General features: G+C 38.5%; 18 protein-coding genes and 1 pseudogene. 14 read left to right on the top strand and 5 right to left on the bottom strand.

Annotated features, from left to right (window positions below):
- Positions 1–6: 6 nt before the first annotated feature.
- On the bottom strand, positions 7–1,218 hold the full coding sequence (locus tag ACLHDF_RS01690) for an AGE family epimerase/isomerase (RefSeq protein ID WP_413917310.1): 1,212 nt from the start codon (positions 1,216–1,218) through the stop codon (positions 7–9).
- Between the two features lie 337 nt (positions 1,219–1,555).
- Between ACLHDF_RS01690 and ACLHDF_RS01685 the strand changes: the two are divergent.
- From ACLHDF_RS01685 to ACLHDF_RS01675, 3 genes and pseudogenes are all read left to right on the top strand, one after another.
- Positions 1,556–2,666 (top strand): annotated as a pseudogene (locus ACLHDF_RS01685) (D-alanyl-D-alanine carboxypeptidase family protein).
- A 377-nt stretch (positions 2,667–3,043) separates the two neighbouring features.
- Complete coding sequence (locus tag ACLHDF_RS01680; RefSeq protein ID WP_413917309.1) at positions 3,044–3,475, top strand: VOC family protein; 432 nt, start codon at positions 3,044–3,046, stop codon at positions 3,473–3,475.
- Positions 3,476–3,750: 275 nt separating this feature from the next.
- Positions 3,751–4,242, top strand: a complete 492-nt coding sequence (locus ACLHDF_RS01675; RefSeq protein WP_413917308.1) for a DUF2690 domain-containing protein — start codon at positions 3,751–3,753, stop codon at positions 4,240–4,242.
- Positions 4,243–4,373: 131 nt separating this feature from the next.
- On the opposite strand, the gene ACLHDF_RS01670 is transcribed toward ACLHDF_RS01675, so the two are convergent.
- The gene (locus tag ACLHDF_RS01670) at positions 4,374–4,586 is read right to left on the bottom strand and encodes a cold-shock protein (RefSeq protein ID WP_413917307.1); all 213 of its coding nucleotides are present in this window, start codon (positions 4,584–4,586) and stop codon (positions 4,374–4,376) included.
- Between the two features lie 232 nt (positions 4,587–4,818).
- Between ACLHDF_RS01670 and ACLHDF_RS01665 the strand changes: the two genes are divergently transcribed.
- The 4 genes from ACLHDF_RS01665 to ACLHDF_RS01650 all read left to right on the top strand — a co-directional run bounded on the left by ACLHDF_RS01665 (position 4,819) and on the right by ACLHDF_RS01650 (position 8,476).
- Positions 4,819–5,691: an STAS domain-containing protein gene (locus tag ACLHDF_RS01665; protein WP_413917306.1), complete on the top strand. Its 873-nt coding sequence runs from the start codon at positions 4,819–4,821 to the stop codon at positions 5,689–5,691.
- Positions 5,692–6,263: 572 nt separating this feature from the next.
- Positions 6,264–7,418, top strand: a complete 1,155-nt coding sequence (locus ACLHDF_RS01660) for a hypothetical protein (protein WP_413917305.1) — start codon at positions 6,264–6,266, stop codon at positions 7,416–7,418.
- Positions 7,419–7,433: 15 nt separating this feature from the next.
- A complete protein-coding gene (locus ACLHDF_RS01655) occupies positions 7,434–8,141 on the top strand; it encodes a hypothetical protein (protein WP_413917304.1) in 708 nt (235 codons plus the stop codon).
- A gap of 191 nt (positions 8,142–8,332) precedes the next feature.
- On the top strand, positions 8,333–8,476 hold the full coding sequence (locus tag ACLHDF_RS01650; protein WP_413917303.1) for a hypothetical protein: 144 nt from the start codon (positions 8,333–8,335) through the stop codon (positions 8,474–8,476).
- 548 nt (positions 8,477–9,024) lie between these two features.
- Here the strand turns inward: ACLHDF_RS01650 and ACLHDF_RS01645 are convergent.
- Positions 9,025–9,552 (bottom strand): cupin domain-containing protein, encoded by a 528-nt coding sequence (locus ACLHDF_RS01645; protein WP_413917302.1) that lies wholly within the window; start codon positions 9,550–9,552, stop codon positions 9,025–9,027.
- Between the two features lie 334 nt (positions 9,553–9,886).
- Between ACLHDF_RS01645 and ACLHDF_RS01640 the strand changes: the two genes are divergently transcribed.
- The 3 genes from ACLHDF_RS01640 to ACLHDF_RS01630 all read left to right on the top strand — a co-directional run bounded on the left by ACLHDF_RS01640 (position 9,887) and on the right by ACLHDF_RS01630 (position 11,008).
- On the top strand, positions 9,887–10,075 hold the full coding sequence (locus ACLHDF_RS01640; protein WP_013058178.1) for a hypothetical protein: 189 nt from the start codon (positions 9,887–9,889) through the stop codon (positions 10,073–10,075).
- Between the two features lie 159 nt (positions 10,076–10,234).
- Positions 10,235–10,411 carry an aspartyl-phosphate phosphatase Spo0E family protein gene (locus ACLHDF_RS01635; RefSeq protein ID WP_413917301.1) on the top strand — a complete coding sequence of 59 codons (177 nt, stop codon included), beginning with the start codon at positions 10,235–10,237 and terminating at the stop codon, positions 10,409–10,411.
- 207 nt (positions 10,412–10,618) lie between these two features.
- A complete protein-coding gene (locus ACLHDF_RS01630; protein ID WP_413917300.1) occupies positions 10,619–11,008 on the top strand; it encodes a MerR family transcriptional regulator in 390 nt (129 codons plus the stop codon).
- 80 nt (positions 11,009–11,088) lie between these two features.
- Here ACLHDF_RS01630 and ACLHDF_RS01625 read toward each other — a convergent pair whose 3' ends face one another.
- Together ACLHDF_RS01625 and ACLHDF_RS01620 are read right to left on the bottom strand one after the other, a co-directional pair.
- Positions 11,089–12,144: an NAD(P)-dependent alcohol dehydrogenase gene (locus ACLHDF_RS01625; protein WP_413917299.1), complete on the bottom strand. Its 1,056-nt coding sequence runs from the start codon at positions 12,142–12,144 to the stop codon at positions 11,089–11,091.
- 198 nt (positions 12,145–12,342) lie between these two features.
- Positions 12,343–12,603, bottom strand: a complete 261-nt coding sequence (locus ACLHDF_RS01620; protein WP_413917298.1) for an HPr family phosphocarrier protein — start codon at positions 12,601–12,603, stop codon at positions 12,343–12,345.
- A gap of 934 nt (positions 12,604–13,537) precedes the next feature.
- Here ACLHDF_RS01620 and iolE point away from each other — a divergent pair.
- Genes iolE through fba form a run of 4 tightly spaced genes read left to right on the top strand, consistent with a single transcriptional unit; the run spans position 13,538 to position 17,639 of the window.
- A complete protein-coding gene (gene iolE, locus ACLHDF_RS01615) occupies positions 13,538–14,431 on the top strand; it encodes a myo-inosose-2 dehydratase (RefSeq protein ID WP_251392047.1) in 894 nt (297 codons plus the stop codon).
- Positions 14,432–14,451: 20 nt separating this feature from the next.
- Positions 14,452–15,870, top strand: a complete 1,419-nt coding sequence (locus tag ACLHDF_RS01610; RefSeq protein ID WP_413917297.1) for a sugar porter family MFS transporter — start codon at positions 14,452–14,454, stop codon at positions 15,868–15,870.
- A gap of 22 nt (positions 15,871–15,892) precedes the next feature.
- The gene (gene iolI / locus ACLHDF_RS01605; RefSeq protein WP_413917296.1) at positions 15,893–16,750 is read left to right on the top strand and encodes a 2-keto-myo-inositol isomerase; all 858 of its coding nucleotides are present in this window, start codon (positions 15,893–15,895) and stop codon (positions 16,748–16,750) included.
- A 46-nt stretch (positions 16,751–16,796) separates the two neighbouring features.
- Positions 16,797–17,639, top strand: coding sequence for a class II fructose-1,6-bisphosphate aldolase (fba, locus tag ACLHDF_RS01600; RefSeq protein WP_413918242.1), 843 nt, complete (start codon positions 16,797–16,799; stop codon positions 17,637–17,639).
- Positions 17,640–17,767 lie beyond the last annotated feature (128 nt).

Raw genomic sequence — 17,767 nt, 5'->3', positions numbered from 1 at the left:
GTGATCTTAGCAAGAATTTAGGGCTATCAGCGTTTGATAGCAAGCTGCAACAGGATGGTAATCGGTTTTAGGCGCCGGGCTTTTTGTCGAGCTGTAGCGTTCATTTTGCTGATTCAACAGCTGATACCAGCCTCCATATGTGTGATCGATAAAATGTTTTTGACAGTAGGAAAACAGCGCGTCGTATGCTTTCCAATATCCGCTGTCTCCGGTTTTAACGCCAAGCAGAGAAGCCGCAGAAATGGCTTCAGCCATCACCCAGTAGTTTTTATCCCTATCAATGACCTCTTCCTGAGGGGACAGTGCAAAGTAAAGACCTCCGTTCTCAGCATCCCAACCTCGGTTCCAGCCCTTATCAAATAAATATTTTGCACGCTCTGTCATCCAGTTTTCCGAACGGTGCCGGTCAAGCCATAAAAGCAGCTTGCTCCATTCAAACTGATGTCCTGGTATAAAGCCGTACGGGCGAAATTCATCTTTTGTATTGTTTTTATTGTAGTTCCAATCCGGCTGCCAGTCTGTATCATAGTGCTCCCAAATCATGCCGCCAGACCGTTCAGCAAGCCGCTGGGTAACACCTTTTGCAAGCGTGTACGCCCGGTCTAAGTATTTTTTATCTCTGGTGGCTTCAAACACAGAAAGCATCGCTTCACACATATGCATATTTGCATTTTGTCCGCGATATAAAGAAGAAGCTGACCACGACACGTCCCATTCGTCTCGGTAAAAGCCGTGCACGTCTTCCCAAAAGTACTCTTCCATCACGTCATATATTTGTTCCATGGTTTCTTTTGCTTCTTGAATGCCGGCTTGATACGCGATGGAAGAAGCTAAAAGAGCAAAAGCGTGTCCGTATGCTTGTTTGGAATCATCGTTGACTTTTCCGTCATCGGCTACTTCAAAAAAGTACCCGCCGTGATCTTTGTCATAGTGGTTGGTTTGTAAAAAACGAATGCCGTGCCAAGCTGCTTCTTTGCACCACTCAGGTCCGTCTAAAAGAGCACCTATACTAAAAATATAAATAAAGCGCGCCGTGCTCACCAAGTGCTTTGAGTGCGTGTTGTTAACGGTGCCGTCGTCATAGAATTCATGGATATACCCGCCGTTTTTCTGGTCGATGCAAGCGAGGTAGTAAAAATGAAGAGTATCAAAAATATGCTGTTTTAATATATGAGGTTCTCGAAATGCGGTTGAGGAAAAATCCGTTGTCGTGTCCATTTTATCACCATCTCAATCTTTGTTTTTAGTTATTTTTTACCCTAAGCAGTTGGAAATAAACGTAAGGGTTTTTTGCTGTTTCTGCTCTATTATTCTATTTTTGTTGAAAATGTATCAGTTTGGAAACAAGTTTAATATAACTTTGAAATGATTATCCGGTATTCTAAAAGTACGTGCTAGTTGGAACGAAGGAATGGTACAAAGACTCTAGACGTCGAATGATTTTATTTAATGTTGTTTGTTTAAGGTTTAGCTTAAACATCGGATCCCGTTTTTACTTAACCTATTAAACTAGCAGCATGTATTTCTATTATATTTTGCAAATGAGGTATAAAAAATGACAGAAGTGTACAAACACACATTTTACAAAAAGTTAATGGTAACAGGCCTTGTTTTTACACTTGTAGGAGCAGGAACTCTAGGTCTTCATTCTTCAAAATTGATGAGTGAGCCGGCTGTAGCAAGCGCAGCGGCGGAAACGTATACAACAACGGCGAATTTAAACATTCGAAGCGGCCCATCCACGTCGAACACGATTGTTGCAACAGTCAAACAAGGCACGCAGCTAACGGTAGTGGGACAAGCATCAAGCGGCTGGCTGAAAGTAAGCTATCAAGGCAAGACGGGTTACGTAAGCACGCAGTACGTAAAGGAATCAACAGGTTCTTCTGAAACGGCTCCAGCATCTTCTGTGTATGTGGCGACAGCGAATTTAAATGTTCGAACAGCTCCTTCAACTGCTGATGCCATTATGGCAACACTTAAAGCCGGAACACAGCTGGACGTAATGGCTAAAGTGGCAAATGGCTGGGTGAAAATTACCTATCAAGGTAAGGTTGGCTATGTAAGCGGTCAATATGTACGAGCATTAGCGGGCATGAAAGTGGTTTCGAACCCTGAAAGCATACAAGTTGTCGTGAATAAACAAAACAAGCTTCCGGAGAATTATGTTCCGAAAGATTTAGTATATACAACGATTCCATTTACATTCAAAGAACAAACGGAAAAGAAAAAAATGCGAAGTGAAGCAGCTGCTGCTATTGCACAGTTATTTGCGGGTGCCAAAAAACAAGGTGTTACGCTTCTTGGCGTATCGGCTTACCGTTCACATGCAACGCAAAGCGTATGTCCAAAGAGACGGTTATGATAAAGCGGCAACTTACAGCGCATTGCCAGGCACGAGTGAACATGAGACGGGCCTTGGAACTGATGTAACAAAAGGAGATGGTACATGTGCCGCTCAAGACTGCTTTGGCGGAACAAAAGAGGCAAATTGGCTGGATGCTCACGCAACGGAATATGGATTTATTATTCGATATCCAAAAGGGAAAGATGCGGTAACCAGCTATAAATATGAGCCGTGGCATTTACGATATGTAGGCAAATCAGTGGCGCAGGCGATTAAAAGTAAAGGAATCACGCTTGAAGAATATTACGGCATCAAGTAATGGAAAAGGGATAAGTCTTCACGAAATGACTTTGATCTGAGAAGAAACGATCGTAAAGTGTAGAACTAAAATCAATTATGTATGAAAGAAGCTACCCCGTTTCATTAGCATTGGAGCGAGGTAGTTTCTTGTTTGAGAAAGTACTCAAGAGTTAGTTTGTTATGGATATCTATAATTGTGAATTATATCACAAACTTTCTGGGATGTTAAGCAAAAATAAAGCACATCATTTTAGAAATTGTTTTGTCGGATAGAGCAGGATACAGAAATAAAGTTGTTGTATAAATAGAAAGGAAATGGTAACATAAAAAGGAACATACGTTCTGTTTCGTGTTAGTTTTAAACAGCTAACTAAAATGTAAAAAGAGGTGCTCAGTATGATTTTAGGAATCCACCCTTATTTAGTTTTGAATGGGAATGGTCAAGAAGCAGTTAAATTTTATGAAGATGCGTTAGATGCACAAGTGATTAGTGTTCAAACTTTCGGAGAAATGCCCAAAAACCCAGAGTCTCCTATTCCAACAGAAGCCAAAGACCGCATATTAAATGCACATTTAAAAGTTGGCAATACTGACCTGATGTTTTCTGATACGTTTCCAGGTCAGCCTTATCAGCTTGGATCACAAGTCACTTTGGCCATCACGGTAAGTCATGCGGAAAAATCGAAAGAAATATTCGCAAAGCTTCAAGAAGGTGGCGAAGTAATGATGCCGCTTCAAGAAACTTTCTGGAGCCCGTTATATGGACAAGTAACAGACAAATTCGGGGTAACTTGGCAAGTTTCGACGCAAGCGGACAGCGATAGCTGATAGCAAGCGTTCTTCTGACTCAAGATAACTTTAGAAGAAGATGAGTAGTGAATATTTTGCCTGATAGTTGCAGTCCCAAATAGAAAACGATCTGTTATACAGCTCATCAGGATAGCAGGCCTTATCAGCAAAAATAACTAGCTCAAACCATATTCCTCCAAAAAAACACGGCTATTTATTATGATGTAACAGTAGTATAGTTTGATGAAAAGTTCAGAAATTTCAAATAAAGTAATAGCTGTGTTTGTCAAAGAAATAAAGGAGGATGGTTTTTGATGAAGAAAGTCTTCAATATCGGAGTTCTCTTTTTGCTGATTTTTGGTTTATTTCTTGGCGTTGGACCTACGGGTAAGGCATCTGCATTATCGTATGATGGTTCAAATCCGTACACAACAGGATGTGCAAGCAAGAGCCCCATTACTTATGAAACGAAGTATATTTATAAAAGCGGTGTAAAAATCGGCTATGTGCAGTTAAAAGGAAGCGCTTATTGCCATACAGCATGGGGATATGTGAAATTTTATAATAACTCCCCTTACAACGGGTATGCAAACGTCGGAACGTACAGATATGAAGGATCTTCGAGTTCTTCTAATGCTAGAACATTCTGTAACAGTTCCGGTGGAAACGGCATGGTAAACAAGGGAGAAACGTCATGTTATACAAGTCAATTATGGGATAAAGACCCGTACAATTCCTTAGCCGTTGTATTTGTTTATAGTTCAGATGGAAAGGTTATTGCTCAAGCGCAGACCGGCCGGCATTAATAGAAAGAATATAAATGAACACCTCTTAGAAATAAAAATCTAAGAGGTGCTTTTGTGTTCAAAGAGATTGATAGGAGAATCTACCTGTAATTTTGTGCATATAGAGCAATGGTATGCAAATAACCATTCTCTCAATTTACAGGGTATACTTTTATAGCGCTGGGTCCTTTAGCTCCTTCTTGGATTTCATACTCTACTTTCTGTCCTTCTGATAGACTTTTATATTCATCACGCTCAACCGCATTGGAGTGAACGAACACTTCTTTTGATCCATCCTCGGGTGTGATAAATCCTGACCCTTTTGATTTGTTGAATGATGTAACGGTTCCTTTACGTTTATTCATTTAACATTCCTCCTCATAAGTATAAAAATAGATTAATAGTAGTTTTTTACCCAGACGATAAAAGTTCAATCCTTTCTATGTTGTTTATACCTATTAGAAGAGTACCTATAACGGTAAATAGCGCTGGCTTCACAATTTTTTCATTTCGGTTATATTTTTGTATTGTCTGTGATATAACTATTGTTATAAAATGTAAGCGTTAATTTACTGACTAAAGGAGATAAAGAAAAAGATGAGGGATGAGTTGTTATATATTGGGAAGAAAATTATCGAAAATAAACGGGAATTAGCGATACAATTTTCTGATCTGATGGACTCCGAATATAAGCGTAAGCTTGTTTACCAAGAAGAAGGCCAAGTTTTACAATGGAGAGCAGAACTCATTGAGTATTTAGGCGAGTCGCTATTTGAAGAGGAGTCAGTCGTTTTAAAGAAAATCGTCCAGTGGGGTACAGATATAGGGAAAGTAGCTGTGGAGAACGGACTTTCTTTGAGTCAAGCGTTAAAATCGCTAGCTCTTTTTCGAACAGTGATATGGGGTGTTTTTACAGAAGAGCTGCAGCAAAAGCAGTTTGCTCCTATTACGATGCTTGATGTAAGTAAAAAAATTGATCCTATGCTTGATCAGCTTAATCATATCTTTGTTGATATTTATGAAGTGCATAATACAGATACAATAAAACGCGCTTATGCAGCGCTAGAAGAATTGTCCGTTCCAATCGTTCCTCTTTCTGAAGGAATCGCTGTGATGCCTATCGTTGGACAAATTGATACGCATCGTTCACAGCTTATTATGGAAACGGCTTTAGAAAAAAGTGCTCAGCTGCAGCTGCGTTATTTAATATTTGATATTTCAGGTGTTCTTATCGTAGATACGATGGTAGCGGACAATATTTTTCAAATTGTAAAAGCCTTACAGCTTATCGGCACTAAAACGATGATTACAGGAATACGTCCGGAAATCGCGCAAACCGTTGTTGATTTAGGCGTTGATTTTGGAACGATAAAAACAAGAGCGACGTTAGAAAAAGGTCTTGAAGAAATAGGTTTTAGTAAACTGCCAGAAAATCCACAAAGAAAACAAAACAAATGGCGTTATCAATAAATGAAAAACAAGAGGACGGGACAAAAGTATCTTAGTTGAAGTGAAATCCGAACTATTAATCTGATTGATGGTTCGGATTTTTTGTTGTTGTGATGAACGTAGGTTTCATGTGTTTAACTGCCTCTAGCTGTTGATTGGAGGGCAAGACGAAGACTCCTGCGGGAAAAGCACAAGCGACGAGGAGGCTCATCGGCTGCCCGCGGAAAGCGAAGCCTTGCACGGAAATCAGCAGCGGTGTAACAAGTGATCCATACTAGCTCATGTATCCCATTTGTTCGTCTTTAGATGGAATTAATTTGGTTATGTCTCACTCTCTTGTTTTTTTGTGTCTAAGAGGTAAAAAGCCGGCTTCGATTGTGAAAAATTCAGGCATAAGTCACATGTTACATTTCCTTCAAAAATGGGTAATGGTAAATGGAAACATTTCAAGCGATTTTTAACGTAGCTAGTCGTCTAACATCAATTAATTGTCAATTTAGAATAACATAAATTATTTAAATACTTAGACAAACAAAAGATGAAAATATATACTTATTAGTGTTGTCACAAAAAGATAAAGGGGAGAAATAAGGATGGATATCAAACGTCAAAACGTTGATTTTGGTAACTCAATTTTTCAAACGCTAGTGGATGGTTATTACTATGAAATTCCTACAAACGTAGTAGAAATAACAAAAGATCAGGCGGAAGGTCATTTTCCTTCAAGTGTACATGAACCGGAACTACTTCTTCAAAATTTATTGATTTCTACAACAATTGAAGGCGTAGAAAAATATTATTTAGTAGGAGATGCAGCAGAGAAACACGTGCTAGGCAATATCCATATTAATAAGTTACATAATAAAACTGAATCTGATATACCTTATGTCATGTTCTTAGCTTCAGTTGCTTATTACAACATACTGAAAGGAAAAGACAAAGAAGATAGTCTTGTGAAGATCAATTACTTCTCGACTATGCTTCCGATTTGGCTGCTTAAGAAAACAAATAAGTTCAGTGAAATGCAGCATAAGATGGCCGAACGTTTTCAAGGAGAGCATACGGTTACAGTATTGACTCCTGGATTGGAAAAAACGGTCACTGTGAACGTTGAAACGAGTAAATGCCGTATCGAAAGCGAAGTTGCTCGCTGGGCAATCAAAAAAGATTTTGAATTACAGGATAGAGAAGAAGCAAATGCATTCAAAAATTTTGAAACATTAATTGTCGATTTGGGCGGAGGTACGGTTGATCTTGCACTGCTTCCTGCAGGACTTCAAGCACCTAAAAGCAGAAATTCGCTGAAGTGTCTTACTGACATTTCATATTTGAAGCATATTGAAAAGCTAAGAAATGAAAAACTGCTTGAGTATTTTGATGATGTTCGTTCATTAGAAGAATTTATTATTGCAAATATCCAAAAAGCAAAAATGGAGCAAAGAGACGGTAATAGCGGGAAAAAAGTAGATCTTACGGAGCCTATTCACGCTTCGCTTAGGGAATATACGCAAATTTTATTAACGAAAGTTGAAAATCTATTTCCGTCGCCAAAAGACAAAGTCTATAAATATATTTATATCGGAGGACTGGCTCCTATCCTTAAACAGTTTATTCAAGAGCAGATTGATAACATGTACGGAGAAGAAATCAGAGAAGAAAATCATCTTTTCTTGCCAGATACACGAAAATTAAATTTATACGGTCTTGAGATCTTAAGCAGACATGAAACAAACGCAGTTCACGTTTAAAAAGGGGGAGCCTAAATGAGTCATCAACACACTCGCCTTAAGGAAGCATTAGACGATTGGTACGGTCAGCTAAGCTCCCAAATGGCTGCACCATTTTACTTACTATCAAATGCGTTTTTGACAGCTGGCAATCTATCAGCAGGTATGATAGAAGTAAGGAAACAGACTGTAAATAATGAAGATGAACGTGCAGGTTTTACGATTGAAACCTCTGACATTCCGTCAGAAGTGTCTTCATTTCTGAAGCAAAAACAGCAGGTAAATGAGCTGCAGGACTATATAGTAAGGCTGATACAGCAAGACTTGCAAAAAAAGAGCAAAGAAGATGAAGTAGAAACGTTAGTTCATTCACTTCGAAAAGAGCTGTTAGGCGAGATTGCCTTACTAAAAAAAGAATTGAATTCACGTCTTGCTGCAAGCCGCCAAGAATATGAGTCTGCGCAGGCAAATGAACTGCAGGATTATGTAGCAAAGCTTGTGAAACAAAACGGGCAGAAAGACAGTCAGAAAGAAGAATTTCAAACGTTATTTCATTCGTTGAGAAACGAGCTTCTAGGGGAAATTAATTTGCTTAAAAAAGAGCTTGGCTCTGCTTCAGCTCCTTCATATAAGCAGCTGAAACCCGTTAAGAATGAGGAAGAAGAAACATTTAAAGAAGGTCAGTTAATTAAAAGTGAAAAAGTGACCGGAACCATTCAAGAAGAAATTGATGTAGATTTCTAAACAGAAAGTAGAGGCGTGATATGCCTCTACTTTTATTTGTTTTCTATTTAAAATGAGGCTGGGGCAAAAGTGTTTTAGTTAAAGAAAGATCCGAACGATGAACCTAGATTCTTGATGGAAAATCAAACTCGTTGGGATTTTTTCATTAGTAGGGTGAACGTAGGTTTCAGGTGTTTAGTTGCTTCTAGCTGTTGAGTGGAGGGCAAAGCGAAGAACCCTGCGGGAAAAGCGGAACAGTTGAGACCCCGCAGGAGCGTAAGCGACGAGAAGGCTCACCGGCCGCCCGCGGAAATCAGCAGCGGGCCAATGTAAAAGCTTTAGCGTATGAATCATAAAGCTCTTTTGTTTCTTTTTTGCTTTTTTCTAAAGTATAAGCAAACGTCAAATGTAGCAATGGTACAGATACTGGACTTTATCATAAACCAAAATAATGCTTCGTTTATGCCAAATCCACCAATCGAAACTTTCAGTTCATTGAGCTGTCTGAGAATTAAATTTATGTCGTTTTCATAGGCCACAGTAAAAGATTTAATCATAAGCATCGTCATAATCACTGCTTCTACAGATATATATATAATTTTTCTTACTAGTTTAAGAGAAGGGTTTATGTTTGATTTAGGGATTTTATAAAATAATTTCATCGTCTGTTTGCCTTTCATTTATTTTAATCTATTTAAAAAGATTATTTTATTCTATAATTCTTTCTCTGGCAATAAAACCCTTTATGTCTCTTTTAAGTATAGCAAGTTTAAAAAAGCTGGCTAGAAAAGGTATTACACCGATTTTCTAGCCAGCTTCTTTTAGTCAATATCCTATCTATTTACGCAGCATTAGCTCTGAAAAAGTCTTCCAATAATGCATAACCATAAGGCCTTGTTCATCTTTAATGTTCTTCAGCTAAGGCATTTGCTTTTGTCACATGAACCGTACCAAATGGATGGTTTGGAGGAGCATATATGGAGTAAAGTTTTAGCGGGGTGATACCGGTATTGGTGACATCATGCCATGTTCCGGCGGGTATAAATATGGCATCATCATCGTAGACCTTTCGCTTAAAAGTTAGATTGTTTTTACTTTTGCCCATTTGAACAATTCCTTGTCCTTGTTCAATACGTAGGAATTGATCAACGTTAGGATGGATTTCTAAGCCGATATCTTCACCGGGTTTGAGACTCATTAACGTCACTTGTAAATGTGTCCCAGTCCATAAAGCAGTGCGGTAGGTATTGTTTTGCTTTGATGCTTCATTAATGTTAATAACAAATGGTCTTGGTCCGTAGTCCTTTAATTTACCATTTCTTTGCTGAAAATGTTCATTGTTGTGATAGTGATTCGGCAAATAATAGCTATATGGCTGCCAGCTGTAATACACTGGATTTTGCCACTGGTGATAATAAGGTGTATAGTGCATACTGATTCTCCCCTTCTCGTTTAATTTTCTTTTCATCCTATGCTTTTGTCAAAACGGTTGATACCATTTGCCTTTTTGTCCATGGTCTTTATCCACCTATTTTTGTTGAAATCATATGAGTAAAGAAGAAGCGCCGAATGAGTGGTATAAGAGCAAGAGTTGGAACGTGGAGATTCTGTGATTAACGATTTATCTGAGCCTTTTGATTGTTGTAAGACTATTAAAAAATAACGTTATCACTTTAATGCAATAATTCATTAGATTTATATCGTATGAAAACGTTTTATTTGATATAATTTTAGTAGATGAAAATTATTTTAAAGGGTGACGTTCATTGAAAGAAAAAAAACTTCAAGAATTAACTGAACATCTTAATAATTTATTCAACAATTTAATTCATGGATCTATCACAGAAGGTGAATTTAATGAGCTGTCTGAAGAGCTTTATAGGAAGCAAACGAGGCTGCGCTATGAAATAGAGTGTGAGAAAGGTTCGTATTACAGAGAATATTTTAGAGGCTAAGGATTTGCATGAGGATTTATAAGTATAGTAATGTATTTACTTCATAAAAAAACACAGCTGTTAAAGCGTTAAAACTCGCTATTCACCCCCAAAAACCTGTATGATAGGTTTAGGATTACCGCATATGAGCAATATGTATAGTAAAAAGGGTGTTGAGCTGTGAAGTGGTATAAAGGCGTTGTCATGCAAGTCTTAATGGCGGAAATCGAAACAGCAAGAGAGCATATGGTTATGTTAGGACTTACAGAAGGTTCTACAAGTCGTAATACAGTTCAAATCAGTCAAACCCTGGATTATTTGTTAAATGAACTAAGTAAAGTGACGGCCGCAGATTAAATAGTATTCTTTATATAAAAATGAAAAGAGCTGCCGAGTTCAAGGCGGCTCTTTATAAGTTGCCTTAACGTTTACTTTAATGTTTATAATACTATTAAAGCGAAATATATAGTTAAAAGAGACTCAGTTGAAAGAGCCCGTAAAATGGGAAGCTGAGATACATAAAGAAAACAGCGTATCAAGAATAGCGATGGAGGGTATAGTGAAATGGAATATCATATTAAAGAGGCTGCTGCAAAGGTAGGGCTACCTACGCATACGCTTCGATACTACGAGCAGCAAGGGCTTTTACCTTTTATAAAAAGAGATGAGAACGGAAACCGTATTTTTAGTGAGTCCGATATAGAGTGGCTGGAATTTATTATTTGCCTACGAAAAACGGATATCGCTCTTTTAGAATTACGTAAAATTGTTGAATTAACACAAGAAGGCGATGATACAATCGGTTTACGCAAGCAGATATTTGAAAAGCATAGAGAGAAAATGATGGAAAAACAAAGAGAGCTGGACGCAGCTTTTAGAAAAGTTGAAACGAAAATTGATTACTACGATAAATTAGAGCAAAAGTATCAAGACGAACTTTCATCTAAAGCTTAATTTAACATTTGCTTTTCTTATTTTATAAAGACGCAAAAAGCGGGCAGCTAATTCAATTAGCTGCCCGCTTTCTCTTAGGCTTACAGTGTAGAGATATCAATAACAAATCGATAGCGAACATCGCTGCGAAGAACGCGCTCGTACGCTTCATCTACTTGATTAGCATCGATAACTTCAATCATAGGAGCAACACCGTGTTCAGCCGCAAAATCAAGCATTTCTTGTGTTTCACGAATGCCGCCTACAAGTGAACCAGCAATGCTGCGACGTCCCATGATGAGGGAGAATACGCTGTATTGATCTGGGTTAGCAGGTGCGCCAACGTTGACAAGCGTTCCATCTACGCGAAGTAAAGATAAATATTGATCCACGTTTAAATTAGCCGACACCGTGTTCAAGATAAGGTCAAAGCGACCGGCTAATTCAGTGAACGTCGTCTCATCACTTGTCGCAAAATAATGATCTGCGCCAAAGCTTAGAGCTTCTTCTTTTTTATTGTTAGAACGGCTCAATACTGTAACTTCAGCACCCATTGCATGTGCAAATTGAATCGCTACATGTCCAAGACCGCCCATTCCCACGATCGCAACTTTTTTGCCAGGACCAGCATTCCAGTGCTTTAATGGAGAAAATGTCGTAATCCCCGCACATAGAAGCGGACTTGCTGCATCCATACTCAAGCTATCAGGAATACGAACCACGAACCCTTCTTTTACGACGATTTTTTGGCTGTATCCGCCGTATGTAGGGTTTCCATCGTAATCCAACGAATTATACGTTTGAACAACGCCTTTTGTACAGTATTGCTCGTCTCCGTTCAGGCAGTACTCGCACTCTCCGCAAGAGTCAACGAAGCATCCAACGCCCACGCGATCACCAACCGCGTATTTTGTTACGTTTTCTCCCACGGCTTCAACTACTCCCGCGATTTCGTGACCAGGAACCATTGGGAACATTCCGCCGCCCCACTCATCAAATGCGCTATGAATATCAGAGTGACAGATACCGCTAAACTTAATATCAATTAAAACGTCGTCTGGTCGCAGTTCTCTGCGTTCAATTGTCGTGTTCTCGAATTTTGCCTTTGCATGTGGCGCACTTAGAACACGTGATGTTGTTGTATGTTGATTACACATAATTAAAAACACAATCCTTTCGTACTAAACATAATCAGTTTGCTCATACAATAAAGTTCACCGACTATATTTGATATATTTAAAAGCTACAAGATTAGCTTAAACGTTAAAGTCGACTTTAAAGCAAGACCTTTTTTGAAAATATTTTTTTCTATGATTTTATAAAAAAAGGAGAGGGAGAAATTGCAAAGCAGCTTCCTATCTATGTTTAGTTAAAAGAAATTTTTCAAGGGTGCAGGCGGCGGCCTGTTCATCAACTCCATCTGTCAGTAACGTTATTTCATCTCCTTTCTTAACAGCCAAAGCCATTACTTTCATGATGCTTTTTCCATTTGCAGATTTTCCATCTTTCGCAAGAAAAATTTCACTTTGAAACGAACAAGCTTCACGCGCAAATAAAGCCGTATGTCTAGCTTGAAGTCCACCGGAAAGCTGCACCGTCATTCTTTTAATCAGCATACTGTTTCTCCTTTTTTTGGGTTTTTAAAAGCTATAAAACTAGCTTAAACGTTAAAGTTGACTTTAATGCAAGAGGTAATTTTAATAAAAAGGGAAGAAAAGCTGAACCTGATGTCAATATCCATAGTCATTCCACTGCGGGTATGAGAGGATGGGAAAAGAGCCTGATGCCGCTTTTAAAGAACAGCTTCCATCACTCCTTTTGTTGGATAAGCAAAACGTGTGAGAAGAGATTCTGAAAAACAAAGAAAAATGATGAAATACTAAGCAAATGAGAATATTTGCCGCTTTTAACAGACATGTGTACGTTTTCATGCTGAATGTTTCCGTTTCCACTGACTTTGTCAAACGCTAGACAATTGTTGATAATAGAGCTATATAAGAGGCAAAGGGGACGATGAAATGAAAAAATCTATTTCAAAAGTAGAACAGTTCATAACTGAATTCAAAACGTCAATGACAAGCTACGGAGAAGCCATTATAAAAGTAAAAGGAAACTGATGATAAAAAGAGTAGGCTATTCTTTTTATATATTTATTCCATAAAGTCATATTAAATAATAATACTATTAAAATAAGAAATATAACTTTGCTGATAAAAGCTTTGTCTACTGTTAGAATAACGGTAAATAAAGCTTTTTTGTATGGTTATATAAGTGGATGCTATCTCTTTTATAAGTGGCATTTTTAGGCTGAATAAACTTTTAGGGCGATGCGGTATATAAAAAATTCTGAAATTTTATTATTGACTGAAAGCGTTTTTAATATTAATATTAATTCAAACTTAACCAATATTTAACCAAAACATAACAAGGGAGTTCGTTTATCTGCAAATGAAATCGATTTCATTTGTAAAGTTATAAGATTGGTAAGTTTTACTACTATCTATTGTTAGTGAGGCAACATTACACAATAAGGGGAAAAGAGGAATCAAAATGGGAAATGAAAATATTCTGTGGGGAATTGCTCCAATCGGCTGGAGAAATGATGATATTCCTGAAATTGGTGCAGAAAACACATTGCAGCATCTTTTAAGCGATATCGTCGTAGCGGGCTTTCAAGGAACAGAGGTGGGAGGTTTTTTTCCTGAACCAAGCATATTAAACAAGGAGCTTAAGCTTCGAAATTTAAGAATTGCAGGACAGTGGTTTAGTAGTTTTATCATTCGTGATGGCATACAGGAAACGTCAAGTTTATTTCATAAACATTGTCAGTATCTGCAGGAAGTTCATGCTGACGTGGCGGTCGTATCAGAGCAAACTTATAGTGTTCAAGGAATTGAAAAGAATGTTTTTGCTGAAAAACCATATTTCAGTGATCAAGAATGGGAAGCATTGTGTACAGGATTAAATGAGCTCGGAAAAATCGCAGCAGAATACGGTTTACATCTTGTCTATCATCACCATATGGGAACAGGTGTACAAACATTAGCTGAAATTGATCGGTTAATGGATGGAACGGACGCAAATCATGTTCATCTCCTATATGATACAGGACATATTTATGTTTCTGACGGAGACTATATGGAGCTATTACATAAACATATAGATCGTATCAAGCACGTTCACTTTAAGGATGCAAGAAGAAACGTACTGGAGCAATGCAAAAAAGAAGGGAAATCATTTTTGCAATCATTCCTAGCAGGTATGTTTACCGTGCCAGGTGATGGATGTGTAGATTTTACAAACGTGTATAAAGCGTTAGTTGATTATAATTACAAAGGATGGATTGTAGTTGAGGCTGAACAGGACCCTTCAATTGCGCATCCACTGGAATATGCTTTAATGGCCCGCAAGTACATTAACGAAAAGTTAGTTATTCATTCTTAAAATAAGACGGGGGAATTAGCATGGGTAAACAGGGAAATCAACATTCATTTTTACGTACGATTATTTTAGTCTCTACGTTTGGTGGACTGCTTTTTGGATATGACACGGGAGTTATTAACGGGGCATTGCCTTATATGTCTGAATCTGATCAATTGAATCTTAACTCTTTTACTCAAGGTCTTGTAACGAGCGCTCTTTTATTTGGTGCTGCATTCGGTGCGGTAGTAGGGGGGAGGCTATCAGATTATAACGGGCGGCGAAAAACGATTTTGTATCTTGCTATTCTGTTTTTTGTCTCCACAATTGGATGTGCGATTTCACCAAACGCAGCCATTATGATTCTTTGCCGTTTTCTATTAGGACTTGCTGTAGGCGGCGCATCTGTTACCGTACCGACATATTTAGCTGAAATGTCACCGGCTGAAACCCGAGGGAAAATGGTAACTCAAAATGAACTCATGATTGTTACTGGCCAGCTTCTAGCTTTTACGTTTAACGCGATTATCGGAAATATGCTAGGCGAAACCCCTCACGTTTGGCGTTATATGCTGCCAATTGCTGCAATTCCAGCTGTCTTTTTATTCTTTGGCATGCTTAGAGTACCAGAAAGTCCCCGCTGGCTTGTGTCAAAAGGGAAAAATAATGAAGCGCTAACGGTTCTTCAAAAGATAAGGGAAGGTAAAAGAGCCAAATCAGAGCTGCAGGAGATTGAGAGCGCTTACGATCAAGAAGCAAAAGTGGAAAAAGCAACGTTTAAAGACTTAACAACACCATGGGTGCGAAGAGTCGTTTTCCTTGGTATTGGAATTGCTGTCGTGCAGCAAATTACCGGCGTAAACTCCATTATGTATTACGGCACTGAAATTTTAAAAGATGCAGGTTTTCAAACAGAAGCGGCTCTTATTGGAAATATTGGAAATGGTGTGATATCTGTTTTAGCAACTTTTGTAGGGATTTGGCTGCTAGGTAAAGTTGGACGCAGGCCAATGCTTATAACGGGATTGGTGGGAACTACCACTGCCCTACTGCTGATTGGTATATTTTCTCTTGTATTTGAAGGATCTGCGGCACTTCCATATATCGTATTAGCCTTAACGATTACGTTCCTCGCGTTTCAGCAGGGAGCTATATCTCCGGTAACGTGGCTAATGCTTTCAGAAATCTTCCCTTTACGACTAAGAGGCTTAGGGATGGGTGTTACCGTATTTTGTCTGTGGGGAATTAACTTCCTTGTAGGCTTAACGTTTCCTGTTTTACTAGCCAGCATTGGCTTATCCACTACGTTTTTTGTCTTTGTAGTACTCGGAATCGGAGCGATTCTATTTGTTAAAAAGTTTTTACCAGAAACGAAAGGGCTTACACTTGAAGAATTGGAGCAAAGCTTCCGAAGTTATGATAATGAAGGCTCTGACGTAATGAATGATAATAAAATTATTTAAGTGAAGAATGGAGAGAATGACTATGAAATTATGTTTTAACGAAGCGACAACATTAGAAAATTCAAATCTAAAAAAAGACCTGGAGTATTGTAACAAGCACGGATATGATTATATCGAAATTCGTACAATGGATAAACTGCCTGAGTATTTAGAAAGTCACTCAATGGATGATTTAGCGCAGTTTTTTAATACAAATCATATCAAACCACTAGCGCTGAATGCTTTAGTCTTCTTTAATAACCGCAGTGAAAAAGAGTATAAGGAAGTTATAGAAGAGTTTAAAAGTATGCTAGAAACTGCTCAAAAGATAGGTGCTCAATATATCGTAGCCGTTCCTTTAGTAACAGAACAAAAAATAGTAAAAGCAGAGATTAAAGATAGCTGCGTACAAGTGCTGAATGAATTATCGGAATTGGCTGAACCTTACGGAGTTAAAATCGCCGTTGAGTTTGTAGGTCATCCTCAGTGTACAGTTAATACGTTTGGTCAAGCTTATGATATTGTTCAAGCTGTAAACCGAGATAACGTAGGCTTAGTTTTTGACTGCTTCCACTTCCATGCGATGGGGTCAAAATTAGAAGACTTAAAACAAGCGGATATTTCCAAAATATTTATCGTTCATATCGATGACACGGAAGATTTTCCTATTGGCTTCTTAACAGATGAAGATCGAGTATGGCCAGGTCTAGGAGCAATTGATTTAGACGCTATTTTCTCAACATTAAAAGAAAAAGGCTATAAAGACGCGGTATCTGTGGAGCTATTCCGTCCTGAATATTATCAATTAAGTGCGGAAGAAGCAATTAAGACAGCTAAAGAGACAACCATCAAGGCTATCTCGGCATATTACAGCTTTGAAGCAACAAAATCATATTCATGATAAGGAGTGTCAGTCGGTGACGTTAGTATCTTCAAAACTAGTATCAATGAAGGATATGCTTCATGCTGCTAAAAAAGGAAACTACGCGGTTGGTCAGTATAATATTAACAGTCTGCAGTGGGCACAGGCTATTTTACAAGCTGCCCAAGAGGAAAAAGCTCCTGTCATTGCAGCGGTTTCAGACAGGCTTGTAGATTATTTAGGCGGTTTTAAAACCATTGTGGGGATGATCGAAGGTCTGTTAGACGAAATGAACATTACCGTTCCTGTCGCGCTTCACTTAGATCACGGTATGAGTGTAGAAAGATGTAAAAAAGCTATCGACGCTGGATTTAGCTCGGTCATGTTTGACGGTTCTCACTATCCAATTGATGAAAATATTGCAATGACTAAGCAAGTAGTAGACTATGCTGCTGCTCAGTATGTCTCCGTTGAAGCTGAAGTTGGAACAGTCGGAGGCATGGAAGACGGGCTTGTTGGCAACATCGTGTACGCTGATCCCGCTGAATGTCTGCGTCTTGTAAAAGAAACGGGAGTCGATGCTTTAGCGGCTGCTTTAGGTTCAGGTCACGGACAGTACCAAGGTGAACCACAGCTAGGCTTTGATGAAATGAAAGAAATAGCTGATTTAACAGATGTGCCGCTAGTTTTACACGGCGGTTCCGGTATACCAAACTACCAAATTCAAAAAGCAATAGCTCTTGGACATGCGAAAATTAATGTGAATACTGAGTGTCTTCAGGCCTGGACGCGTGCTGTTCGTCAAACATTGGAAAGCGACAGTGTAGTGTATGATCCGAGAACAATTCTTACACCGGGAAAAGAAGCGGTTATAGCGACTGTAAAAGAGAAAATGAGAGAGTTTCATACAAGTAATAAAGCTCAATAAAAAAGAGACTGGGCAAAAGCATTTTAGTTGAAGCAAGATCCGAACGATGAATGGAGATTCTTGATAGAGAATCCAACTCGTTCGGATTTTTTCAGGGTGATGGTGAACGTAGGTTTCAGGTCTGTAGT

Origin of the sequence: Priestia megaterium (assembly GCF_046599315.1) — a bacterium.
Taxonomy (GTDB): domain Bacteria; phylum Bacillota; class Bacilli; order Bacillales; family Bacillaceae_H; genus Priestia; species Priestia megaterium_F.
This window is presented reverse-complemented; position numbering and strand designations above follow the sequence as displayed.

Bases quoted from the DNA above. Each gene is read 5' to 3' on its own strand.
- ACLHDF_RS01690 (WP_413917310.1), bottom strand. From the start codon at position 1,218: ATGGACACGACAACGGATTTTTCCTCAACCGCATTTCGAGAACCTCAT.
- ACLHDF_RS01680 (WP_413917309.1), top strand. From the start codon at position 3,044: ATGATTTTAGGAATCCACCCTTATTTAGTTTTGAATGGGAATGGTCAA.
- ACLHDF_RS01675 (WP_413917308.1), top strand. From the start codon at position 3,751: ATGAAGAAAGTCTTCAATATCGGAGTTCTCTTTTTGCTGATTTTTGGT.
- ACLHDF_RS01670 (WP_413917307.1), bottom strand. From the start codon at position 4,586: ATGAATAAACGTAAAGGAACCGTTACATCATTCAACAAATCAAAAGGG.
- ACLHDF_RS01665 (WP_413917306.1), top strand. From the start codon at position 4,819: ATGAGGGATGAGTTGTTATATATTGGGAAGAAAATTATCGAAAATAAA.
- ACLHDF_RS01660 (WP_413917305.1), top strand. From the start codon at position 6,264: ATGGATATCAAACGTCAAAACGTTGATTTTGGTAACTCAATTTTTCAA.
- ACLHDF_RS01655 (WP_413917304.1), top strand. From the start codon at position 7,434: ATGAGTCATCAACACACTCGCCTTAAGGAAGCATTAGACGATTGGTAC.
- ACLHDF_RS01645 (WP_413917302.1), bottom strand. From the start codon at position 9,552: ATGCACTATACACCTTATTATCACCAGTGGCAAAATCCAGTGTATTAC.
- ACLHDF_RS01630 (WP_413917300.1), top strand. From the start codon at position 10,619: ATGGAATATCATATTAAAGAGGCTGCTGCAAAGGTAGGGCTACCTACG.
- ACLHDF_RS01625 (WP_413917299.1), bottom strand. From the start codon at position 12,144: ATGTGTAATCAACATACAACAACATCACGTGTTCTAAGTGCGCCACAT.
- ACLHDF_RS01620 (WP_413917298.1), bottom strand. From the start codon at position 12,603: ATGCTGATTAAAAGAATGACGGTGCAGCTTTCCGGTGGACTTCAAGCT.
- iolE (WP_251392047.1), top strand. From the start codon at position 13,538: ATGGGAAATGAAAATATTCTGTGGGGAATTGCTCCAATCGGCTGGAGA.
- ACLHDF_RS01610 (WP_413917297.1), top strand. From the start codon at position 14,452: ATGGGTAAACAGGGAAATCAACATTCATTTTTACGTACGATTATTTTA.
- iolI (WP_413917296.1), top strand. From the start codon at position 15,893: ATGAAATTATGTTTTAACGAAGCGACAACATTAGAAAATTCAAATCTA.
- fba (WP_413918242.1), top strand. From the start codon at position 16,797: ATGAAGGATATGCTTCATGCTGCTAAAAAAGGAAACTACGCGGTTGGT.